This window comes from Neorhizobium sp. LMR1-1-1.1 (assembly GCF_040675795.1).
In the GTDB taxonomy this organism is placed as follows: Bacteria; Pseudomonadota; Alphaproteobacteria; order Rhizobiales; family Rhizobiaceae; genus Neorhizobium; species Neorhizobium cellulosilyticum.
This window is the reverse complement of the sequence record NZ_JBEGHE010000069.1, coordinates 234557-257805: the sequence shown is the minus strand read 5'-3', so window position 1 is coordinate 257805 and position 23249 is coordinate 234557. Positions and strand designations below refer to the sequence as shown.

Below are 23249 nucleotides of genomic sequence, written 5' to 3'. Positions count from 1 at the left end.
GGGTGGCCGATTTGCTTACAGTACCTAGCTTATTTACCTGCCTTATCAAAGCGAGCGGCGGCCGCCTCGATCTGAGGGCCATTGTCTAGCGACTAGGCGCAGAGCGCTTCAAATTGTTGTCTTAGAGAATGCCCCAAAGGGGTAATAGCGTATTCGACACCAATCGGCTGCGTTGGCAAGACAGTCCTCGTCACCAAACCATTTCGTTCCAGCCTCTTCAGCGCCTCTGCAAGCGCTTTGTGCGTAATCGCGTCGAGACGTCGCTTGATCTCGTTAACCCGTGACGGCTTCGGACAAATCACGGTCAATATAAGTATCGTCCACTTATCTGCAATCTTATCCAGCACGGGACGCACGACCGTCATCTCGTTAAGGGCGCGACAGGATAGAGATTCCGAGTCGATATACTGGTCCATATCTAGGCTACTCAGGGTGCGTAATGGATATCAGATTTACAGCGTATATCATTTCGAGACCGTCAAGTGAAAGGAGATGATGTCCGCGAGTCTTTGATTGCGCCTATACCTATGAAGCGGATGGCACGTCCAGAGGAAGTCGCGGCGGCTACGCTTTTCCTGCTGAGCGACGAGGCAAGCTACATCGCAGGTGTCGAACTTTGCGTCGATGGAGGAATGCGGCAGATCTGAGCCTATGGAATGAAGCTATCGTAGATGTGGTGCGCTTGCATTCCAAACGAGCGCACCACTTGAGACTTTACTGTTGAGCAGCCGCGACGCCTTCAAACTCCGGCGCGTCCTGTACCTGCTCGCGCGTAACGTTCAACACGATCCGTGCGATCCGACCCAGCTTCAACCATCGCTGTGTCAGCGCCATTTGCGGGAACTGCACTGTTAGGGCTGTGGCCGTAGTGGATGTCGAAGCTGTAGTCTCTCCCGAAACGCCGGGTGCCGCTTCGGCCTGCTCCCAATCCCCTACATCTCAGGAGAGATTATGAAACTGGTTCGATTTGGCGGGCCGGGCGCAGAGCGCCTTGGCATTTTGGATGGCGAAGGCCGCATTCGCGACGTGAGCAGCCTTGTTGCGGATTTCGCAGGCGAGGCGGTGTCGCCGGCAAGCCTTCAACGGATCCGCAATGCCGACCTCGCTACCTTGCCGATCGCCGAAAATAGCGCGCGGCTCGGCCCCTGCGTGGCAAAACCCGGACATTTCATCGCGATCGGCCTGAACTATGTCGATCACGCGCATGAATCCAACATGCCCATCCCGAGCGAGCCCGTCGTCTTCAGCAAGGCGCCCTCCTCCATTTCCGGCCCAACCGACGACGTGGCTATGCCGGAAGGATCGGAGAGATCGAATTGGGAAGTGGAGATCGCGATGGTGATCGGCACTGCCGCCTTCAACGTCTCCGAGGCTGATGCTCTCGACCACGTGGCGGGTTTCTGCATCTGCAACGATGTGTCGGAACGCTCCTATCAGATCGAGTGCGGCGGCCAGTGGATCAAGGGCAAGAGCCTGCCGACCTATGGTCCTATCGGCCCCGGGCTCGTTACCCGTGACGAAATTGCCGATGTCCAGAACCTCGGTCTCTGGCTCGATGTCAACGGCGAGCGCCGACAGACCGTTCGACAAGCTCGATGATCTTCTCGCTTGCCCATATCGTCTCCTACCTGTCGCGTTTCATGCGGCTGGAACCTGGTGATATCATCACGACAGGCACACCCCCCGGTGTCGGAATAGGCATGAAGCCGCCGACTTATCTCAAGCGTGGCGATGTGATGACGCTTGGCATCGACGGTTTGGGAGAGCAACGCCAAACTGTCAGGTAGCCCATACAGGCATCGAGCCAAGCACCGCGAATTACATCCGTAGATGCGATGCCGATTTTGCCCGCGTCTATTGCAGAGGCGGGCATTCACAAATTCCGCGCAATGACCAGCCGCTGAATGTCGCTCGTACCTTCGTAAATCTGACAGATGCGTGCGTCCCGATAGATACGCTCCACCGGATAATCGCTCATATAACCGTAACCGCCATGGATCTGGATCGCGTCGGAGCAGACGCGTTCGACGATTTCCGATGCAAAGAGCTTCGCCATCGACGCCTCGGATAGACACGGCATTCCCGCCTCCCGCAATGCAGCCGCATGCCAGACGAGTTGCCGGGCCGCTTCTATCTGCGTTGCCATGTCGGCCAGCCGAAAGGCAACGGCCTGATGATCGGAGATCGGCTTGCCGAAAGCCTTTCTTTCACGGGCATAATCGCGCGCCGCCTCGAAGGCCGCCTGCGCCATGCCGACGGATTGTGCCGCGATACCGATCCTGCCCCCCTCCAGATTGGCAAGCGCGATCCGGTAACCCTCTCCATCTTCGCCGAGCCTCAAGTTCGCTGGAATGCGCATCTCGTTGAAAGCGATCTGGCAGGTGTCGGATGAATGAAGGCCGAGTTTCTCCTCGACACGGATCACCTCATAACCGGGCGTATCCGTCGGCACGATGAAGGCCGTTATGCCCTTCTTGCCGGCATCGGGATCGGTGACGGCGAAGACGATGATCATCTGCCCATTCTTGCCCGAGGTGATGAACTGCTTTGCACCGTCGATCACATAATCATCACCATCGCGCCGCGCGCGTGTCTTGAGGTTCGAGGCGTCAGAGCCGGCCTGCGGTTCGGTCAGCGCAAAACCGCCGATCCACTCGCCTGACGCAAGACGCGGCAGAAAGCGCTCCTTCTGTTCCTCCGTCCCGAATTTGAGGATCGGCACGCAGCCGACCGAACTGTGGACACTCATGATCGTCGAGCAAGGTCCGTCGCCGGCAGCGATTTCCTCCACCGCCGTAGCATAGGCGAGCACGCCGGTATCGGAACCGCCATAGGCATCCGGCACCAGCATGCCGAGCAGCCCGAGCGCACCCATTTCCTGCAATTCCTCGCGCGGAAACCGGTGCTTGCGGTCCCGTTCCGCAGCGCCCGGCGCCAGCCGCTCGCGGGCAAAGCTGCGGGCCATTTCCCGGATCTGCTGCTGGGTTTCCGAAAGGATCATCGGTCTTCCTCCCGTCAGGATCGTTCAATGGCGATGGCCGTCGCTTCGCCACCGCCGATGCAAAGTGCCGCCATGCCGCGTTTCAGGTCGTAGCGTTCAAGTGCTGCAATCAGCGTCACCAGAATACGCGCGCCGGATGCGCCGATCGGATGACCGAGCGCACAGGCGCCGCCATGCACATTGACCTTGTCATGCGGCAGGTCGAGATCCCGCATCGCCGCCATGGCGACGACCGCAAAGGCCTCGTTGATCTCGAACAGGTCGACATCGGAAAGCGGTAGGCCCGTCTGGTCGGAGAGTTTCTGTAAGGCGGCGACCGGTGCTGTGGCGAACAGGGCCGGCTCCTGCGAATGCGTGGCATGGCCGATGATCGTAGCGAGCGGCGTAAGCCCCCTGCGTTCGGCTTGCGAGCGCCGCATCAGCACCAGTGCCGCCGCGCCATCCGAGATCGAGCTGGAATTGGCAGCCGTCACCGTACCACCCTCACGAAAAGCGGGTTTCAGGGTCGCGATCTTGTCGCGTTTGGCCTTGCCGGGCTGTTCATCCCGATGCGCCACCTGCTCGGTTCTGCCGGATTTGACCGTGACCGGAACGATCTCGCTGTCGAACCAGCCTTCCGCGATCGCCTTCTGCGCCCGCATGAGAGAAGTTACGGCATATTCGTCCTGCGCCTCACGGGTAAACTGATAGGCCTCGGCGCAATCCTCGGCGAATGTGCCCATCAACCGCCCCCTGTCATAGGCGTCTTCGAGCCCGTCGAGAAACATGTGGTCGAGCACGCGGCCATGCCCCAGCCTGTATCCACCCCGCGCCCGATCCAGAAGATACGGTGCATTCGTCATGCTCTCCATACCGCCGGCGACGGCGATCGCGGCACTGCCGGCGGCGATCAGGTCGTGGCTCATCATAACGGCCTTCATGCCGGAACCGCACATCTTGTTGACCGTCGTCGCACCCGCGGCAAAGGGAAGACCGGCATGGATCGCCGCCTGCCGCGCCGGCGCCTGCCCCTGTCCGGCCGGAAGCACGCAGCCGAAGACGACTTCGTCAACCCCATCCGCTTGCACGCCGCTTCTCTCAAGAGCGGCGCGAATGGATGCCGCACCGAGATCTGCTGCGGTCGCGTCCTTCAATTCGCCCTGAAAGCCGCCAATCGGCGTGCGGGCCGAACCAACGATGACGACGGGATCCTGCAATTGCATCTTGCCTCCTCTGTGCGCCAATCAGCGCGCTCCCATCCGAATGGCGCCGTCGAGGCGAATGACTTCGCCGTTCAGCATGGTGTTTTCCAGGATTTGGCGAACCAGCGCCGCAAACTCGGATGGCCTCCCGAGCCGTGGAGGAAATGGCACACTGCTACCGAGCGCATGGCGCACTTCCTCAGGCATGGCCGCCATCATCGGCGTTTCGAAAACGCCGGGCGCTATGGTCATGACACGAATGCCGTAACGCGCCAGTTCACGGGCGATCGGCAGCGTCATCGCCGCAATCCCGCCTTTGGAGGCCGCATAGGCCGCCTGTCCGACCTGCCCGTCGAATGCCGCGATCGAGGCCGTATTGACGATCACGCCGCGCTCGCTCTCGGCATCGGGTTCGCTATCCCTTATCGCATTGGCCGCAAGCCTGAGCAGGTTGAAGGAGCCGACCAGATTGACATTGATCGTCCGGGCAAAACTTTCGAGTTCATGCGGCCCGTCGCGGCCGATCACCTTCTGCGCCGGTGCAATGCCGGCGCAATTGACCAGCCCGCGCAGATTTCCGAAGGTTTCGAGCGCCGCGGCCACTGCGGCTTCCCCATCTCCGGCGCTGGTGACGTCGGTTCGGACGAAATGCACGCGCCCCGCGAATTCCTGGGCGAAGGCCTCACCCTTGTCACGGTCGAGGTCGGCGATCATCACGCGCGCACCAGCCTCGGCAAGCATGCGCACCGTCGCGGCGCCGAGGCCGGAACAGCCGCCGGAGACGATGAAACCGGCATCACGGATCAGCATACGTAACCCTCCCTCGCCGGCAGGCTCCTCAACCCGCATGGCAGATGGCACTTTATAAGCTTTCACTGTTGCAAGCGATGACGGAAGTGATCCATAATTTCGGCCAGTTTTGCCAGTTGAGCTTGAGGAATGGCCGAGACCGAACGACACATGATCGCCCCGAGCTTTGTCGGGGAAGCCCTCGACAGCCTCAGGCGCAGCGGGCGTCCGACCGAGCCGTTGCTTCGCGATCTCGGCCTGCCGCCTGTCGTCACCGAGCCGGTTTCGGCGCAGACATTCGGGCAATTGTGGCTGGCGATTGCCGCCGAACTCGACGACGAATGTTTCGGCCTCGGCACCCGACCGATGCAGCGCGGCAGCTTTACCCTTCTCTGCCATTGCGTGCTGCATGCCCCGACGCTGGAGCGGGCATTGCGGCGGGCGCTGCGTTTTCTCAACCTCGTTCTCGGTGAGCCGACGGGCCGGCTTGTGGTCCATGACGGGATCGCAGAAGTCCAGCTGAGCGACCAGGGAGAGCCTCGATCCGCCTTTGCCTATCGCAGCTACTGGATCATCCTGCATGGGCTTATCTGCTGGCTGGTCGGCCGCCGCATCCCGATCCGCCTCGTCGATTTCCGTTGCGCCGAGCCGGAACAGAGCGCCGATCACCGGCTCTTTTTCGGCGCGCCAATCCGTTTTTCGCAATCCGTCAGCCGGCTGGGCTTTGACGCCGCCATGCTGACCTTAGCCATCTCGCGCAACGAGCAGCAATTGCGGCAGTTCCTGCGCGGCGCACCTGCAAACATCCTGTTGCGCTATCGCTATGACGCCGGAACGGCTGCGGCGGTCAGGCGTCGCCTCACCCAGAGGGAACCTGCAGCCTGGGCAAGCTTCGCGACACTCGCAACCGACATGCGCATGTCGTCTTCGACGCTTCGCCACCGCCTGCATGACGAGGGCCAAAGTTATGCCGGCATAAAGGACGAGATCCGCCGCGACCTCGCCTGCGGTATGCTGACCAATACGGGCGAGACCGTCAGCGAGATTGCCACCCGTCTTGGTTATTCCGAACCGAGTGCCTTCTATCGGGCATTCAAGAAATGGATGGGGCAAAGCCCAGAAGCTTTTCGAAAAAGCCAGACGAGCCTGTAGCCGGCTCATCTGTGGCAAAACTGTCCGAAAATTCACAGCAGTTCAGTCATGGCTTGCCATTGGCGCTGCGAATACCATTCTTTTCTAATCGACACGCTTTTGAGGAGAAGCAGGTCGATCGGGAGGAAATATGGTTGATACAGGTCATCTGAGCCTGCACGTTCCGGAGCCTGCAGTGCGTCCGGGCGGGCAGCCCGATTTTTCCAATGTGAAGATCGCAAGGGCAGGTGCCGTACCGCGCCCGGACGTGGATGCGGCAGCCGAAGACATTCGCGATCTCGCCTATTCGATCATCCGTGTGCTGAACCGGGATGGCGAGGCAGTCGGCCCCTGGGCCGGACTTTTGTCCGATGACGACCTGAGAACCGGCCTGCGGCACATGATGACGCTCAGGGCTTTTGATGCCCGCATGCTGATGGCGCAGCGGCAGGGCAAGACGTCCTTCTACATGCAGCATCTGGGCGAGGAAGCCGTCAGCTGTGCCTTTCGCAAAGCCTTGAACAAGGGCGACATGAATTTCCCCACCTACCGACAGGCAGGCCTTCTCATCGCCGACGACTATCCGATGGTCGAGATGATGAACCAGATCTATTCCAACGAAAGCGACCCGTTGCGCGGCCGGCAGCTGCCGATCATGTATTCGTCGAAGGAGCATGGCTTCTTCACGATTTCCGGCAATCTCGCCACGCAATATGTGCAGGCCGTCGGCTGGGCCATGGCGTCGGCGATCAAGAACGACAGCCGCATTGCCGCCGCCTGGATCGGTGACGGATCGACGGCGGAATCGGATTTTCATTCGGCGCTGGTCTTCGCCTCGACTTACCGGGCGCCGGTCATCCTCAACGTCGTCAACAACCAGTGGGCCATCTCGACATTTCAGGGCATCGCCCGCGGCGGCTCCGGCACCTTTGCCGCCCGCGGCCTCGGTTTCGGCATTCCGGCGCTGAGGGTCGATGGCAATGATTATTTGGCCGTGCATGCCGTCGCCTGTTGGGCGGCGGAGCGGGCAAGGCGCAATCTCGGGCCGACGCTGATCGAATACGTCACCTACCGGGTCGGCGCGCATTCCACCTCCGACGACCCGAGCGCCTACCGTCCGAAGACGGAATCCGAAGCCTGGCCGCTTGGAGATCCGGTCTTGCGGTTGAAGAAACACCTGATCCTGCGCGGCCTCTGGTCGGAAGAACGGCATGTGCAGGCGGAAGCTGAAATTACGGACGAGGTGATTGCCGCCCAGCGCAAGGCCGAGGAACACGGAACGATGCATGCCGGTGGCAGGCCCTCCGTGCGCGACATCTTCGAAGGCGTCTATGCCGAGATGCCGCCGCATCTGCGCCGCCAGCGGCAGAAGGCGGGATACTGACATGGCCCGGATGACGATGATCGAGGCGGTCAGAAGCGCCATGGATGTCGCCATGGGGCGGGACGAGGATGTCGTGGTCTTCGGCGAGGATGTCGGTTATTTCGGCGGCGTTTTCCGCTGTACGCAAGGGTTGCAGGCGAAATACGGCAAGACCCGCTGTTTCGACACGCCGATCAACGAATCCGGCATCGTCGGCACCGCCATCGGCATGGCCGCCTATGGGCTGAAACCCTGCGTCGAAATCCAGTTCGCCGACTATATGTACCCCGCCTATGACCAGCTGACGCAGGAGGCCGCGCGCATCCGCTATCGCTCCAACGGCGATTTCACCTGCCCGATCGTGGTGCGCATGCCCACCGGCGGCGGTATTTTTGGCGGACAGACCCATAGCCAGAGCCCGGAAGCTCTGTTCACCCACGTCTGCGGCCTCAAGGTCGTCGTGCCATCCAATCCCTATGATGCCAAGGGCCTGCTGATTGCCGCGATCGAAGATCCCGACCCGGTGATGTTCCTCGAGCCGAAGCGGCTCTATAACGGCCCGTTCGACGGGCATCACGAACGGCCGGTCACCCCTTGGTCGAAACACTCACTCGGCGATGTGCCGGATGACTATTATTCGATCCCGATCGGCAGGGCGGAAGTGCGCCGGCAAGGTTCGGCCGTCACCGTGATTGCCTATGGCACGATGGTGCATGTGGCACTCGCCGCCGCCGAAGATACCGGCATTGATGCCGAAGTCATCGATCTCAGAAGCCTTCTGCCGCTCGATCTAGATGCGATCGTGAGGTCGGTCTCCAAGACAGGGCGCTGCGTTATCGTGCATGAAGCAACGCTCACCTCCGGCTTCGGCGGGGAGATCGCAGCATTGGTGCAGGAACATTGCTTCTATCATCTCGAAGCCCCGGTCATGCGCGTCGCCGGCTGGGATACGCCTTACCCGCATGCGCAGGAATGGGACTATTTTCCCGGCCCCGCCCGCGTCGGGCGCGCGCTGACCGACGTCATGGAGGCCTGAGCCATGGGCGAGTTCACCATCAAGATGCCGGATGTCGGCGAAGGCGTTGCCGAAGCCGAGCTTGTCGAATGGCTGGTGAAGGTCGGCGATCCCGTGCGCGAGGACATGACGGTCGCCGCCGTGATGACCGACAAGGCGACGGTGGAAATTCCTACCCCCGTCAGCGGAACCGTGATCTGGCTCGGCGGCGAGATCGGCGACACGATCGCAGTCCGGGCACCGCTGATCCGGATCGAGACGGAAGGTGGCAGCAACGAAGTCACCGCTCCTGAGCCGGTCAAGGCCGAAGAACCTAGGCCAGAGAAGGCCGAGCCCGCTGAAAAACCAACGAAACCTGCCACGCCCGTTACGTCACCGGCACCGTCCCTCTCTTCAACCCTATCAACGGAGATGGACAAGCCGCTTGCCGCTCCATCGGTGCGGCTGCTGGCACGAGACAACGGCATAGACCTTCGCCAGTTGAGCGGAACGGGGCCGGCCGGGCGCATCCTGCGCGAGGATGTCGAGCAATTCCTTGCCCATGGCAAGGAGGCACCGGCCCCGCAGCAGGGTTTTGCCAGGAAGACCTCGAAGGAGGAGATCAAGCTCACCGGCCTTCGCCGCCGCATCGCCGAGAAGATGACGCTTTCCACCTCGCGCATCCCTCATATCACCTATGTGGAAGAGGTCGACGTGACGGCGCTGGAGGAGTTGCGGGCGACGATGAACAGTGCGCGCAAGCCCGACCAACCGAAACTCACGCTCCTTCCTTTCCTGATGCGGGCAATGGTCAAGGCGGTAACCGATCAGCCCGACATCAACGCTACATTCGATGATGATGCCGGTATACTGACCCGGTCCGGCGCGGTGAATATCGGTATCGCCACCCAGACACCGTCAGGCCTCACCGTACCGGTCGTCAGGCACGCAGAAGCACGCAGTATCTGGGATTGCGCAACGGAAATGAACCGGCTGGCGGAGGCCGCCCGTTCCGGTACCGCCACGCGTGACGAGCTGACCGGTTCGACCATCACCATCAGTTCGCTCGGCGCGCTCGGCGGCATCGTCTCAACGCCGGTCATCAATCATCCGGAAGTGGCGATCGTCGGCGTCAACAAGATCGCCACCCGCCCGCTCTGGGATGGGGCGCAATTCGTGCCGCGAAAGATGATGAACCTCTCCTCCAGCTTCGACCACCGCATCATAGACGGTTTTGACGCGGCAACCTTTATCCAGCGCCTGCGCACACTGCTTGAAACTCCAGCCCTGATCTTCATCGAAGGGTGAGCCATGAAAGAGATTTCCTGCAAGCTTCTCGTCATCGGCGCCGGCCCCGGCGGTTATGCCTGCGCCATCCGCGCCGGCCAGCTCGGCATCGATACGGTCATCGTCGAGGCTGCCAAGCCCGGCGGCACCTGCCTCACCATCGGCTGCATCCCTTCCAAGGCGCTGATCCACGCGGCGGAGGTTTTTGATGCAACACGGCAGATGGCAGGCGGACGCAATGCAATGGGCATTCGCGTCGATCAACCGTCGATCGATCTTGCCGGCACCATGACCTGGAAGGACGGCATTGTCGGGCGGCTGACAAGCGGTGTTTCCGGCCTGTTGCAGAAGGCCCGCGTCAAGATCGTTTCCGGCCGCGCCCGTTTCCGTGACGGCAAGACGGTGGAGGTGGAAACCGAAACCGGCCAGCAGATCGTTCGCGCGGAAACCGTGGTGATCGCCACAGGCTCCGACCCGGTCGAACTTCCAGCCCTGCCCTTCGGTGGACCCGTCATCTCCTCGACCGAAGCACTGTCGCTTAGGCAAGTGCCGAACAGGCTCATCGTGGTCGGCGGCGGTTATATCGGGCTGGAGCTCGGCACCGCTTTTGCGAAGCTCGGATCGGAGGTAACCGTGGTGGAAGCGACGGCGCAGATCCTGCCGATCTACGATGCCGACCTGATCAAGCCTGTGACACGCAGGCTGACTGAGCGCGGCATCAGGCTTTTCACCAACACCAAAGCGATCGGGCTTTCCGAGAAGGGCGATGCGCTGGTTGTCGAAGGACCGGATAGACGGCAGGAACTGCCGGCAGATCATATCCTCGTTGCCGTCGGCCGCCGTCCGCGCAGCGTCGGGTCCGGGCTTGAAGACCTCGATCTCGATCGATCCGGTCCATACCTGCGTATCGACGATCGCTGTCGCACTTCGATGCGTGGCGTCTATGCGATCGGCGATGTCACCGGCGAACCGATGCTGGCGCATCGCGCCATCGCGCAGGGCGAGATGGTGGCGGAGATAGTTGCGGGGAAAAAGCGCGCCTGGGACAAGCGCTCCATCCCCTCGATCTGCTTCACCGATCCGGAAATCGTCAGCGCCGGGCTTTCACCGGCAGAAGCACGCGCTCAAGGCTACGAAGTGAAGGTCGGGCAGTTCCCCTTCACCGCCAATGGAAGGGCGATGACGATGCAGGACGAAGACGGTTTTGTCCGCATTGTGGCGCGCGCCGATACCAATCTCGTACTGGGGCTGCAGGCGGTCGGGTCAGGCGTATCCGAACTTTCGGCGGCATTTTCGCTGGCAATCGAGATGGGGGCTCGGCTGGAGGATATCGCCGGCACGATCCATGTCCATCCGACACGCAGCGAAGCCCTGCAGGAGGCGGCGCTCAAGGCGATGGGACACGCGCTGCATATCTAAACGGAACGGCTATCTGGGAGGAGGCCCGATGACTGACATGGATTTTGGCCTTAGCGATATGGCTCGCTCGATCCGCGAGACGACGCAGCGTTTTGCGCGCGAACGCATTGTGCCAATCGCCGCCGAAATCGATGCGAAGGATCGCTTTCCCATCGAACTCTGGCCGGAAATGGGTGCGCTCGGGCTGCATGGCATCACGGTTGCGGAAGACGATGGCGGGCTTGGACTGGGTTATCTGGAACATGTCATCGCCTGCGAGGAGGTAAGCCGCGCCTCGGCCTCCGTTGGCCTGTCCTACGGAGCGCATTCCAACCTCTGCATCAACCAGATCGCACGCTGGGCAACGCCCGATCAGAAGGCAAGATATCTCCCCGGCCTGATTTCCGGAGACCATGTCGGAAGCCTCGCCATGTCGGAGACAGGTGCAGGTTCGGATGTCGTCTCCATGCGATTGCGAGCCGACAGGGTCGAAGGCGGCTTTCGCCTGAACGGCACCAAATTCTGGATCACCAATGCGCCCTATGCCCAGACCCTCGTCGTCTACGCCAAGACGGAACCCGACGCCGGATCGAAGGGCATCACCGCCTTCCTGATCGAGAAGGGTTTTGCCGGTTTTTCCATCGGCCAGAAGATCGACAAGGTCGGCATGCGCGGCTCGCCGACCGCCGAGCTCGTTTTCAACGACTGCTTCGTGCCGCAGGAAAATCTCATGGGACCGCTGAACGGCGGCGCGAAAGTGCTGATGTCCGGCCTCGATTACGAGCGGGTCGTGCTGTCCGGCATCCAGCTCGGCATCATGCAGGCCTGCCTCGATGTCGTGTTGCCTTACCTGCGGGAGCGAAAACAGTTCGGAGTGCCGATCGGCAGTTTCCAGCTGATGCAGGCCAAGGTCGCCGATATGGTCGTGGCGCTGAACTCAGCCCGGGCCTATGTCTATGCCGTGGCACGCGCCTGCGATGCAGGCCGCACAACAAGGCAGGACGCCGCCGGTGCCATCCTCTATGCGTCGGAAAGCGCAGTAAAGGTCGCCGAACAGGCTATCCAGGCGCTCGGAGGCGCGGGCTATACGAAGGATTGGCCGGTGGAGCGTTTCTGGCGCGACGCCAAGCTGCTCGATATCGGTGCCGGCACCAATGAAGTGCGCCGCATGCTGATCGGCCGGGAAGTGATTGGTGCGGGGGGCAACGGCTGATGCCCCAGATCCGGACCACGCTCGATCGCAATTCCGAAGGCTTCAAGGCCAATGAGGCGCATAACCGCGCGCTTTCCGAAGAACTGCGGGAGAAAGTTGCGGCGGCTGCGCGCGGCGGATCGGAAAGCCATCGCGAGCGCCATGTCGCACGCGGAAAGCTGTTGCCCAGAGACCGGGTGCAGCGGCTGCTAGATCCCGGCTCGCCGCTCTTGGAAATCGGCCAGCTTGCAGCAGGCGGCATGTATGGCGATGAAGCACCGGCTGCTGGAATGATCACCGGCATCGGTCGGGTGTCGGGCCGCGAATGCATGATCGTCGCGCATGACCCGACGGTGAAGGGCGGCGCCTATTTCCCGATGACGGTGAAGAAGCATTTGCGGGCACAGGAGATCGCGTCTGAAAACCGCCTGCCCTGCATCTATCTGGTTGATTCCGGCGGGGCCAACCTGCCGCATCAGGCGGAAGTCTTTCCGGACCGCGATCATTTCGGCCGGATCTTCTACAATCAGGCGCAGATGTCGGCGGCGGGTATCGCGCAGATCGCCTGCGTGATGGGAAGCTGCACGGCGGGCGGCGCCTATGTTCCGGCCATGTCCGACGAGACGGTGATCGTGCGCAATCAGGGCACGATCTTCCTCGCCGGCCCGCCGCTGGTGAAGGCCGCGACCGGTGAAGTGATTTCGGCCGAGGAACTGGGCGGCGCGGAAACCCATGGAAGAAAATCAGGCGTCGTCGATCATGTCGCCGAGAATGACGAACATGCGCTGTTGATCGTCCGGGATATCGTGGCGACCCTCAACCGGCCAAAGGCAGTCGATATCGAGATCGCAAATCCGCGCCCTCCTCTGCGGGAGACGTCAGAGCTTTACGGCGTCGTGCCGCAGGATGTGCGCACGCCCTATGATGTGCGCGAGGTCATCGCCCGCGTCGTCGACGGATCGGAACTGCAGGAGTTCAAGCCCCTCTACGGTTCGACGCTCGTCTGCGGTTTTGCCCGCATCTGGGGTATTCCGGTCGCCATTCTGGCCAATAGTGGCGTGCTGTTTTCGGAAAGCGCCTTGAAGGGCGCGCATTTCATCGAGCTTGCCTGCCAGCGCCGTATTCCGCTGCTTTTCCTGCAGAATATTTCCGGCTTCATGGTCGGCGGCAGATATGAGGCGGAAGGCATTGCCAAGAACGGTGCAAAGCTGGTGACGGCTGTCGCAACGGCTTCCGTTCCAAAGATCACCGTGCTGATCGGCGGCAGTTTCGGCGCCGGCAATTACGGCATGTGCGGTCGCGCCTACCAGCCACGCTTCCTGTTTTCATGGCCGAATGCGCGGATTTCCGTCATGGGCGGCGAACAGGCGGCATCCGTCCTCGCCTCCGTGCATCGCAATGCCGAGACATGGAGTGCAGCGGAAGCGGAAGCCTTCAAGACCCCGATCCGGCAGAAATACGAGGACGAGGGCAATCCGTATTACGCAACCGCCAGGCTTTGGGACGACGGCGTAATCGATCCCGCCCAGACCCGCGACGTGCTGGGGCTGGCCTTCTCCGCAGTGCTGAACGCGCCGATCCCCGACCGTGCGCAGTTCGGCCTGTTTAGAATGTGAGGAGGATGACCGGTGATTGAAAGCCTGCTGATCGCCAATCGCGGAGAAATCGCCCGCCGCATCATCCGCACCGCAAGCCGGCTCGGCATTCGCACCATTGCCGTATATTCCGATGCAGATGCCGCCATGCCCTTTGTGCGCGAGGCCGATCAAGCGGTACATATCGGTCCAGCCGCGGCGCGAGACAGCTATCTCCGCCATGACCGTATTCTCGACGCGGCCCGACAGACAGGCGCTCAGGCGATTCATCCCGGCTACGGGTTTCTGTCGGAAAATGCCGAATTTGCAGAGGCTGTTATCGCGAATGGGCTGACATGGGTGGGCGCTCCGCCCGCCGCCATCCGCGCCATGGGGCTGAAGGACGCCGCCAAGCAACGGATGATCGCCGCAAACGTGCCGGTCACGCCGGGTTATCTCGGCGAAGACCAGAATCCCGCCCGGCTGCAGCGGGAAGCCGAAGCGATCGGTTATCCGGTGCTGATCAAGGCCGTTGCGGGCGGCGGCGGCAAAGGCATGCGCAAGGTCGATACGGCTTCCGATTTTCTCGCAGCACTAGAAAGCTGCCGGCGCGAGGCGGCTTCCTCCTTTGGTGACGACCGGGTTCTGATCGAGAAATACATCCTGTCGCCGCGGCATATCGAGGTTCAGGTTTTTGGCGATACGTTCGGCAATGTCGTGCATCTCTTCGAGCGCGACTGCTCATTGCAGCGCCGCCATCAGAAGGTGATTGAGGAAGCCCCCGCACCGGGTATGGACGCGGCAACACGCGACGCCGTCTGCGATGCCGCCGTCAAAGCAGCAAGGGCGGTGGAATATGTCGGGGCCGGAACGGTTGAGTTTATTGCCGATGCCTCCGAAGGACTGCGTGCCGACCGCATCTGGTTCATGGAAATGAACACGCGGCTGCAGGTAGAACATCCGGTTACCGAGGCAATTACCGGGCAGGATCTGGTGGAATGGCAGATCCGGGTCGCTTCGGGCGAGCGCTTGCCACTGAGGCAGGACGAGCTTTCCATCAACGGCTGGGCGATGGAGGCGCGGCTTTACGCCGAAAACCCGTCCAACAATTTCCTGCCCTCCACCGGCCTGTTGGAGCATCTGCGCCTTCCGCCAAGCGTTCGCGTCGATAGCGGCGTCGAGCAAGGCGACGAGGTGACCGCCCATTACGACCCGATGATCGCCAAGCTGATCAGCCATGCCCCAGGCCGCCGACAGGCAGCAAACACACTTACCCATGCCATGGCGAGCGTCGAAATCTGGCCCGTTCGCACCAATGCCGCCTTTCTGGCACGCACCTTGAAACACCCGGATTTTCTGGAGGGCGCCGTCGATACCGGCTTCATCGCCCGCCATCTGGCCGATCTTGTTCCATCGACAGAACCCGACGAGCGCGTGTTGCAGGCGGCTGCCGCAGCACTCCTGCCGACCGGCGCGCAGGAGCCATGGACCGCGCTTGCCGGATTCCGCCTGAATGCGGAGGCCTATCGGCTGGTGAGCGTGGAAGTAGACGGCCGCCCCTATCTGGTGACCCTGGACCCTTCCCGGCGCAAAAGCGGTAATGGCCCCGCAGATGTCGTCTTTGTCGATGGCGCGGCATGGCCTTTCAGCTCGCCTCGCGCCGATCACGCCAGTGGAAGCCACAACCATGCGGATGGCGCGATCATCGCCCCCATGCCCGGCACCGTCATCGCCGTATCTGTCGGTGAGGGAGAGAAGGTCGTCCGCGGCCAGCCACTCGTGGTGATCGAGGCAATGAAGATGGAACAGACGTTGAGTGCGCCTTTCGACGGCACCGTTGTCGAACTCAAGGCCATGTCCGGCGCACAGGTTACGGAAGGCAGCCTGCTCGTGCGCATCGAGGGAGACCAATGATGGCCGGACGCTATTTCGAGGACTGGACCATCGGCGACCGGATCGCCCACGAGATCCGCCGCACGGTGACGGAAACCGACAATCTCCTCTTCTCCACCATGACCCATAATCCACAGCCGCTGCATCTCGATATCGAGGCGGCAAAGGCGAGCGAATTCGGCCGGATCATCGTCAACGGCACCTTCACCTTCGCGCTGATGGTCGGGCTTTCCGTCAGCGATACGACGCTCGGAACACTCGTTGCCAATCTGGGTTACGACAAGCTCACCATGCCCAAGCCGGTCTTTATTGGCGACACGATGAGGGCGGAAACCGAAATAGTCGAGCTGAAGGAAAGCCGTTCGCGACCAGCGGCCGGTATCGTCACCTTCCGCCATGAACTGATCAACCAGCGCAACGAGATCGTCTGCCAATGCCTGCGCAGCGCCCTTCTTCACCGGAGGCCGCAATGACATTGCGCTCCCTGCTTTTCGTCCCCGGTGACCGGCCGGACCGGATGGAAAAAGCGCTCGGGCTGGATGCCGATGCGCTGATCCTCGACCTGGAAGATTCCGTCGCGCTCGAGGCAAAGGCGACGGCGAGGCAAATGACCGCCGAATTTCTCCGTTCCGCCAGACGAGACCGAAAACTCTTCGTCCGAATAAACCCGCTCGACAGCGGCTTTCTGGGGGATGATCTCGACACGTTGAAGGATGTGAAGCCCGATGCTTTCGTGCTGCCTAAAGCCGAGGGGGGAGCAAGTGTCGAGGCGATGGCTGTACGCGCTCCGGGCATTCCCATCCTGCCGATTGCCACCGAAACGCCGGCGGCGGTGTTCGAACTCGGTAGTTATCGAAGCGTCCGGCATTTGATCCTTGGCCTCACCTGGGGCGCGGAAGACCTGCCGGCTGCAATCGGCGCCACGGGTTCACGCGAGGAGGACGGGCGCTATACACCACCCTATGAAATGCTCCGCTCGCTCACCCTCTTCGGCGCGCATGCCGCAGGCGTGGAGGCAATCGAAACGGTCTATCCGGCATTTCGTGATCTCGACGGGCTGGCCGTCTATGCCCGGCGTGCAAGACGGGACGGCTTTACCGGCATGATGGCGATCCATCCCGAACAGCTGCCTGTCATCAATGCGGCATTCACCCCGACAGCCGAGGAATTGGCGCAGGCACAGGCGATTGTGGACGCATTTTCCGCCAATCCGGGACAGGGAGTGCTTAACTTCAACGGCAGGATGATCGATAAACCGCATTTGAAACAGGCAAGACGACTGCTTGGGCTTGCCGAAAGGCAGTCGCCGTGATTCAACAACGCCGACAAAGCCGCGTTTGAGCGGCCGATCCATATCTCTAGGTGACCCATGCTGGAATTCGAAATCGTCAAGAATGCTAAACCCATGGCAGAGGCCGATCGCGCCCTCGCCTTCCAGAACCTCGGTTTCGGAACGCTGTTCAGCGATCACATGGCCGTCATTCACTGGAGCGCCGACAAGGGCTGGCATTCGGCGCAGGTAACCGCTCGTGCACCCTTCGCTCTTGATCCGGCCAGCAGCGTGCTTCACTACGCGCAGGAAATCTTCGAAGGCATGAAGGCCTACCGGGCTGCCGATGGCAAGGTCGTGCTGTTCCGCCCGGATCAGAACGCAAAACGCTTCAACGCCTCGGCACGCCGGCTCGCAATGCCCGAACTGCCTGAAGAGGATTTTCTCGCCGCCATCGAGAAGCTGGTCGCCGTGGACAGGAAATGGGTGCCGGAAGGCAATGGCGGCAGCCTCTATCTTCGCCCCTTCATGTTCGCCAACGAGTCCTTCCTCGGTGTCCGGCCGTCGAAGGAATATATCTTCTGCGTCATCGCCTCGCCTGTCGGTCCCTATTTCAAGGGCGGCGCCAAGCCGGTGAAGATCTGGGTTTCCGAAGATTATACCCGTGCGGCTGTCGGTGGCACGGGTGCTGCCAAGTGTGGCGGCAATTATGCAGCAAGCCTGGTTGCCCAGGCCGAAGCCGGCAGCCAAGGCTGCGATCAGGTCCTGTTCCTTGATGCCGCCGAGCGCAAATGGATCGAGGAACTCGGTGGCATGAACATCTTCTTCATCATCAACGACGGATCGATGGTCACGCCGCCGCTCGGCACAATCCTGCCCGGCATTACCCGCAACTCCGTCCTGACGCTCGCGAAGGACAACAATATCGCCGTTGAAGAACGCCCTTACGCGTTTGACGAGCTGCAGGCGGATGTCGCCTCCGGCCGCCTGGTCGAAGCCTTCGCCTGTGGCACGGCGGCTGTCGTTGCCGGTATCGGAGAATTGAAGCATCGCAGCGGCTCGCTCACCATCGGCACCGGCGAGACGGGAGCGGTCACGACCCTGTTAAGAGACAAGCTGGTCGGTATCCAGACCCAGGCACTTGCCGACAGCCACGGTTGGCTTCACTCGATCCCGGTTAGCTGAGGCCGCGCGCATCCGCACTTGAGGACTTGGTGGCGCCCGTCATATAGAAGCGACGGGCGCCCCGAAAACCGATTGGTTGACGGCGAGGACCGTCAATAGGCGCTGCAGATGGACAGGAAGTCATTGGCCGTCAGGCTGGCACCTCAGACAAGCGCTCCATCCACGTTTTCCACGTGCAGAACTTCATCGACATTCGAGGGTTTTACCGACCCACCGTACAAAATCCTCATGCGATCGCCCTCGCTATTGAAGCGTTTGCAGAGTTCGGAACGGATAAAGCGGTGTGCTTCTGCAATATCTGCGATCGAGGCCGTACGACCTGTACCGATCGCCCAAACCGGCTCATAGGCAATAACGGTATTCTCTCCCGTCGCGCCGTCGGGCAATGATCTAGCCAGTTGGTACCGAAGCACGTCGAGCGTCCGGCCGCTCGATCTATCCTCTTCCGTTTCGCCGATGCAGACGACGGCAATCAATCCGGACTTATGTGCGGCAATTGTCTTGGATCGCACCAGGGCGTCGTCTTCCCGGTATCTGGTGCGTCGTTCGGAGTGGCCAATGATGACATGGCTGCCAAGACTATCGGCAATCATGCCGGCGGAAATATCTCCGGTGTAGGCACCGTTTTCCCGATCATGGCAATCCTGCGCTCCAATTTTCAACGGCGTATCTGCCGTCATTAAGGTCGCTGAATGCAGTAACGTGGCTGGTACGCAAATCAGCGCATCGAACTTGCCTGAAGCATGCATGTTGCTGGCTGCAATCTCCTTGATCTGCGCAAGACTACCGCGCATGCCATTCATCTTCCAGTTCCCGGCAATAAGCGGCTTCGGCACCGGTCCCATGACATATCTCTCCCCGCGAACCCGGCTTCCGCTGGCCCGCATTTCGTTATTCTCTGTCTTCAGTTCAGCGATGCCACAACGAAAATGTGTGACATCGCTGCATCCAACCCCGTCGCACCGTTTATTTCCGGTTTCCAGCTCACCGTCGCGAGACATGTTCTCGTCGGCACATTTTGGCTGATCAGGGCAGGTAGAAAACTTCCTTCAATTCCTGCGAAACAGGGCTGTTATCGGGATTGCTGGGCATCACTTCAGTCATGAATGCCCACCATTCCTTGCAAATCGCGGTGTCGGCGACAGCCGCCCAGCGCTCTTCCGACACGATCTCGACAGAGGCGAAAAGCAGGCTACGCGCCTCGTCGAGATAGATGGCGTAAGAGGATGCGCCATGGTCCTTCAGCGTCTCGGCAAGCTTCGGCCAGATCTCGTCATGGCGACGTTTATATTCCTCATGCTTGTCGGCAAAGACCTGCATGACAAATGCCTTCCGGATCTTCGTTTCCACTGCGACCATGGCTTTACTCCCTTATTTTCCGGCAAGTCGCCAGGTTTCGACGGCCATGGCTTCCGCCATCGGCTCGACGCCGAAGCGCGCAGCGAGATCGACGAGGTTGGCGGTCGTAATCGTCTGGCGGGCACCGCCCATGGAGACGACCTTGACGAGAACTTCGGCTGCCTTTTCGGCGGTATCGATCAGGCCGAAGGCTTCATCGAGCGTATCGCCCGTGCCGAAAATACCGTGGAAGGGCCACATGACCAGCGTGTGATTGGCCATCTCCTTGGCGGTCGCATCACCGATCGTATCGGTACCGGGAACCAGCCAGCCCATGGTGCCGACCCCCTGCGGGAAGACGACGAGGCATTCGGTGCTGCTCTCCCATAGGGCGCGGGTCACGTTGGCCGGATCGAGATCCAGCACATAGGTCAGCGCCAGGAGATTGGTCGCATGGCAATGCATGATGACACGATCGCGACCATTGCTGACCTTCTGGCGAACGCCGTGGGACTTCAGATGGGAGGCAAGCTCGGAGGTCGGCGCGCCGCCATCGGTGAAGCCCCAGAGGATTTTCACCGAGGTTCCGTCAGGTGCCACCTGGACGACACCCATATTGGCTGCCGGATCGAGCTGAACGTTGCGGAAATATTTTCCGGTTCCGGTAACGATGTAGTACTGGCCGGCCAGTTCCGGCAGCGGATCGCTGATCGGAGCGCTACGGTTTGCAGGCCACTGCGCCAGATAGGGAGCAACGTCCTCCGGCAGCAAGCGTAGGCTGACATTGCCGCCATTGCGCTCGTCCCACCCCTTCAGCCACATGTCCGAGGTCGCCTTGACCATGGCGGTTACGAACCAGGAATTTGCAGTATGCAGTGTCATGATCATGCGGCCTTTCGTTTGCTCAGCACGTTGCGTTCATAATTTTTAACCTCGTCCAGCCAGGCGATGCCGACCGGCACGTTTCTGCTGAGGCAATAGAAATCCCAAACCGCAGACCACGGCATTGATTTGGCTTCTTCCATTATCGCCAATCGTGTCGTGAAATCCCGTTCGCTTTCCGCCTGTTTCAGCCTGGAAGCCGGCTCAAGCAGAGCGCGCAGAAGCGCCTTGCGGGTATTGCGCGTGCCGATCACCCAGGCCGCCACGCGGTTGATGCTGGCATCGAAGAAGTCGAGGCCGATATTGACCTTGCCAAGTACGTCGCCCCGGATCAGTTCGTTGGCGATTGCCTGCAGTTCATCATCAAACAGCACGACGTGGTCGCTATCCCAGCGGACCGGGCGAGAGACGTGGAGCAAAACTTCATCGACGAATTGCAGCACCGACGACAGCTTGTCGGAGATGACTTCGGTCGGATGAAAATGACCGGCATCGAGGCAAAGCAGCGTTTTGCGGCTCGTGGCATAACCCATGCAGAACTCGCTGGAGCCGACCGTGTAGCTTTCGGCTCCGATACCGAAAAGCTTGCTCTCGACGGCATCCTTGTGGAACTCGCGCGAGATCTTTTCGGCAATGATCGCATCCAGCGACTGAGCGAGACGCTCACGCGGTGCAAACCGGTCGGCAGGCAAATCTTTCATGCCATCCGGCACCCAGATGTTCATCACCGATGGCGTGCCGAGCTGCTTGCCGAAATATTCGCTGACCTTGCGGCTTGCCTGGCAATGGGCGATCCAGAAATCGCGCACCGCCTTGTCGGGATGGCTGAGCGTCAGCCCATCTTCGCTCAAGCGATGCGAAAAGCAGGTCGGGTTGAAATCCAGGCCAATGCCGGCTTTTTTGGCCCATTCGACCCAGTTCTGGAAATGGTGGGGTTCGATCGCGTCACGCGAGACCGGCTTGTCGGTTTCGAGATAGATGGCGTGAAGATTGAGCCGCTTCTGGCCCGGGATCTGTGCCATGGCGAAATCGAGATCGGCGCGCAATTCGCCCGGAGTGCTTGCGCGACCGGGATAGTTGCCGCTGACCTGAATACCGCCGGTAAGTTCGCCCGCCGGGTTTTCAAAGCCGCGAACGTCATCGCCCTGCCAGCAATGCATCGAGATCGGGATGCTGTCGAGGCGGTTGAGAGCCGCCTCGGTATCGATCCCGGTCGCGGCGAAGACATCACGCGCCATGGTATAGGCGGCTTCGACTTTCTGTGATTGGCTCATCAATCTTGTCCTTCTAGAGCAGGCAGCGCGCTAAACGACTGGAAACGATCCCAGACGGCTTGGGGTACACGCTGGCGGGGAAGATATTCGGTTAGAGGGAATGAACGGCGCACGAGTGCGCGCGCTTCATCGAGGTTGGAAAGCTGGCCGAGGGCGATCATCTGCACGCAGACATTTCCGAGCGCCGTCGTCTCGATCGGACCGGCCGTTACCGGAACGCCGCAAGCATCGGCGCAAAGTTGGTTGACGAGGTCGTTCTGGCTGCCGCCACCGACGATACGGATACGATTGACAGGACGCCCGCGCAGGGTTTCCAGCTTCTCTTTCACCTGGCGATAGGAAAGGGCCAGGCTATCGAAGATGCAGCGCGAAAGGGCGCCGGCGCTCTCCGGTACGGGCTGTCCCGTCTCCCGGCAGAACGCCTGGATTTCCGCCGTCATGTTATCGGGGTTGAGGAACCGCGCCTCCTGGGGATTGATCAGGCTTCGCCAGGGCGTGCCGTCACGCGCTTCCGACACGAGCCCGCCGTGATCCGGTGATCCCAGTTCCTTGCGGACCCGCTGGATAAGCCAGAAACCCATGATGTTCTTGAGGACGCGGTAACGCCGCTCGACACCGCCTTCGTTCGAGACATTTGCGGCCAGCGCCTCAGCATCGGCAAATGGCGTCTTGCTCTCGATCCCCATCAGCGACCATGTGCCCGAACTGATGAAGGCCTCATCCTCGGTTTCCAACGGTGCGGCCGCAACCGCGGACCCCGTATCATGGGTGGCCGGGGCAACGACCTTGATGGCTGCCTCGCTCTGCAAGGCCGGTATCTCGCCGATGATGGTGCCTGCCTCGACCGGATGCATCATCATCGTCTTGGGCAATCCCGCGACTTCGAGCAGATCAGTATCCCAATCGTTCTCATGCAGATTGAATAACTGCGTCGTCGTCACGTTGGTGTATTCGTTGGAAAGCACGCCGCAGAGGCGGAAATGCAGATAGTCCGGGATCATCAGGAAGTGGCGGGCGCGAGCCAACCATTCGGGATGCTGACGAACGGTGGCTGCTAGCTGATAGAGCGTGTTGAATTGCAGGAACTGGATGCCGGTGCGGTGGTATATTTCGGCGCGCGAGATCTCAGCGAAGACCGTCTCCATCATGCCGTCGGTGCGATGATCCCGGTAGGACACGGCGGGGCCGATGCGCTCCAGATTGTCGTCCAGCAATACGTAGTCAACGCCCCAGGCATCGACCCCGACGCTCGCCAAGCCCCCCTGCTCTTGGGCAATCGCCAGCCCTTTTCGCATTTCAGCTTCAAGGAAATCGAGATCCCAGCATTGATGCGCAAAGACATCGTCGCCACACAGGTTGTTTTCGAACCGGTGGATTTCCGTCAGCGACAAAATGCCATCCCTGACTTCGCTCAGGATAACACGGCCACTGCTGGCACCGATATCGACGGCAACGATTTTCTCAGGCACTTTCATGCTTGTTCTCTTGTTCGTTTTC

18 protein-coding genes and 4 pseudogenes are annotated in these 23249 nt (G+C 60.9%); 13 read left to right on the top strand and 9 right to left on the bottom strand.

Annotation, left to right across the window (positions count from 1 at the left end):
- Positions 1–95: 95 nt before the first annotated feature.
- Positions 96–416, bottom strand: a pseudogene (locus tag MRBLMR1_RS28150) (winged helix-turn-helix transcriptional regulator); the annotation flags it as partial.
- A gap of 84 nt (positions 417–500) precedes the next feature.
- Here MRBLMR1_RS28150 and MRBLMR1_RS28145 point away from each other — a divergent pair.
- A pseudogene (locus tag MRBLMR1_RS28145) lies at positions 501–647 on the top strand (SDR family oxidoreductase); the annotation flags it as partial.
- Between the two features lie 304 nt (positions 648–951).
- Positions 952–1787: pseudogene (locus MRBLMR1_RS28140) on the top strand (fumarylacetoacetate hydrolase family protein).
- An 86-nt stretch (positions 1788–1873) separates the two neighbouring features.
- On the opposite strand, the gene MRBLMR1_RS28135 reads toward MRBLMR1_RS28140, so the two are convergent.
- The 3 genes from MRBLMR1_RS28135 to MRBLMR1_RS28125 are packed head-to-tail and all read right to left on the bottom strand — an operon-like array spanning position 1874 to position 4992.
- Positions 1874–3001 (bottom strand): acyl-CoA dehydrogenase family protein, encoded by a 1128-nt coding sequence (locus MRBLMR1_RS28135; protein ID WP_500067036.1) that lies wholly within the window; start codon positions 2999–3001, stop codon positions 1874–1876.
- A gap of 14 nt (positions 3002–3015) precedes the next feature.
- Entirely contained in the window at positions 3016–4203 is a 1188-nt protein-coding gene (locus tag MRBLMR1_RS28130; RefSeq protein WP_500067035.1) for an acetyl-CoA C-acyltransferase, read from the bottom strand.
- 21 nt (positions 4204–4224) lie between these two features.
- A complete protein-coding gene (locus MRBLMR1_RS28125) occupies positions 4225–4992 on the bottom strand; it encodes a 3-hydroxyacyl-CoA dehydrogenase (RefSeq protein WP_500067034.1) in 768 nt (255 codons plus the stop codon).
- 129 nt (positions 4993–5121) lie between these two features.
- On the opposite strand from MRBLMR1_RS28125, the gene MRBLMR1_RS28120 reads away from it, so the two are divergent.
- The 11 genes from MRBLMR1_RS28120 (at position 5122) to MRBLMR1_RS28070 (ending at position 18258) form a co-directional block, all read left to right on the top strand.
- Complete coding sequence (locus MRBLMR1_RS28120; protein WP_500067033.1) at positions 5122–6123, top strand: AraC family transcriptional regulator; 1002 nt, start codon at positions 5122–5124, stop codon at positions 6121–6123.
- 130 nt (positions 6124–6253) lie between these two features.
- The gene (locus MRBLMR1_RS28115) at positions 6254–7486 is read left to right on the top strand and encodes a 3-methyl-2-oxobutanoate dehydrogenase (2-methylpropanoyl-transferring) subunit alpha (protein ID WP_423334253.1); all 1233 of its coding nucleotides are present in this window, start codon (positions 6254–6256) and stop codon (positions 7484–7486) included.
- Between the two features lies 1 nt (position 7487).
- On the top strand, positions 7488–8501 hold the full coding sequence (locus tag MRBLMR1_RS28110) for an alpha-ketoacid dehydrogenase subunit beta (RefSeq protein WP_206827875.1): 1014 nt from the start codon (positions 7488–7490) through the stop codon (positions 8499–8501).
- Between the two features lie 3 nt (positions 8502–8504).
- Positions 8505–9767: a dihydrolipoamide acetyltransferase family protein gene (locus MRBLMR1_RS28105; protein ID WP_404945448.1), complete on the top strand. Its 1263-nt coding sequence runs from the start codon at positions 8505–8507 to the stop codon at positions 9765–9767.
- Positions 9768–9770: 3 nt separating this feature from the next.
- Positions 9771–11165 (top strand): dihydrolipoyl dehydrogenase, encoded by a 1395-nt coding sequence (gene lpdA / locus MRBLMR1_RS28100; protein WP_404945449.1) that lies wholly within the window; start codon positions 9771–9773, stop codon positions 11163–11165.
- Between the two features lie 28 nt (positions 11166–11193).
- Positions 11194–12357, top strand: a complete 1164-nt coding sequence (locus MRBLMR1_RS28095; RefSeq protein ID WP_206827881.1) for an acyl-CoA dehydrogenase family protein — start codon at positions 11194–11196, stop codon at positions 12355–12357.
- Positions 12357–13952 carry a carboxyl transferase domain-containing protein gene (locus tag MRBLMR1_RS28090; RefSeq protein ID WP_500067032.1) on the top strand — a complete coding sequence of 532 codons (1596 nt, stop codon included), beginning with the start codon at positions 12357–12359 and terminating at the stop codon, positions 13950–13952. The genes MRBLMR1_RS28095 and MRBLMR1_RS28090 overlap by 1 nt, the downstream gene beginning before the upstream one ends.
- 12 nt (positions 13953–13964) lie before the next feature.
- A complete protein-coding gene (locus tag MRBLMR1_RS28085; RefSeq protein WP_500067031.1) occupies positions 13965–15824 on the top strand; it encodes an acetyl/propionyl/methylcrotonyl-CoA carboxylase subunit alpha in 1860 nt (619 codons plus the stop codon).
- Positions 15824–16276 (top strand): MaoC family dehydratase, encoded by a 453-nt coding sequence (locus MRBLMR1_RS28080; RefSeq protein WP_206827887.1) that lies wholly within the window; start codon positions 15824–15826, stop codon positions 16274–16276. Before MRBLMR1_RS28085 ends, MRBLMR1_RS28080 begins: the two co-directional genes overlap by 1 nt.
- Positions 16273–17115 carry an HpcH/HpaI aldolase/citrate lyase family protein gene (locus tag MRBLMR1_RS28075; RefSeq protein ID WP_206827889.1) on the top strand — a complete coding sequence of 281 codons (843 nt, stop codon included), beginning with the start codon at positions 16273–16275 and terminating at the stop codon, positions 17113–17115. The genes MRBLMR1_RS28080 and MRBLMR1_RS28075 overlap by 4 nt, the downstream gene beginning before the upstream one ends.
- A 57-nt stretch (positions 17116–17172) precedes the next feature.
- Complete coding sequence (locus tag MRBLMR1_RS28070) at positions 17173–18258, top strand: branched-chain amino acid aminotransferase (RefSeq protein WP_500067030.1); 1086 nt, start codon at positions 17173–17175, stop codon at positions 18256–18258.
- A gap of 146 nt (positions 18259–18404) precedes the next feature.
- On the opposite strand, the pseudogene tpiA reads toward MRBLMR1_RS28070, so the two are convergent.
- The 5 genes and pseudogenes from tpiA to rhaB form a co-directional block, all read right to left on the bottom strand.
- Positions 18405–19103 (bottom strand): annotated as a pseudogene (tpiA, locus tag MRBLMR1_RS28065) (triose-phosphate isomerase); the annotation flags it as partial.
- A gap of 181 nt (positions 19104–19284) precedes the next feature.
- On the bottom strand, positions 19285–19617 hold the full coding sequence (rhaM, locus tag MRBLMR1_RS28060; protein WP_148144640.1) for an L-rhamnose mutarotase: 333 nt from the start codon (positions 19615–19617) through the stop codon (positions 19285–19287).
- Positions 19618–19629: 12 nt separating this feature from the next.
- Positions 19630–20484, bottom strand: a complete 855-nt coding sequence (rhaD, locus tag MRBLMR1_RS28055; protein ID WP_286194888.1) for a rhamnulose-1-phosphate aldolase — start codon at positions 20482–20484, stop codon at positions 19630–19632.
- The gene (locus MRBLMR1_RS28050; protein WP_404945455.1) at positions 20481–21752 is read right to left on the bottom strand and encodes an L-rhamnose isomerase; all 1272 of its coding nucleotides are present in this window, start codon (positions 21750–21752) and stop codon (positions 20481–20483) included. Before MRBLMR1_RS28050 ends, rhaD begins: the two co-directional genes overlap by 4 nt.
- A complete protein-coding gene (rhaB, locus tag MRBLMR1_RS28045) occupies positions 21752–23227 on the bottom strand; it encodes a rhamnulokinase (protein WP_500067029.1) in 1476 nt (491 codons plus the stop codon). The genes MRBLMR1_RS28050 and rhaB overlap by 1 nt, the downstream gene beginning before the upstream one ends.
- Positions 23228–23249: the final 22 nt, after the last annotated feature.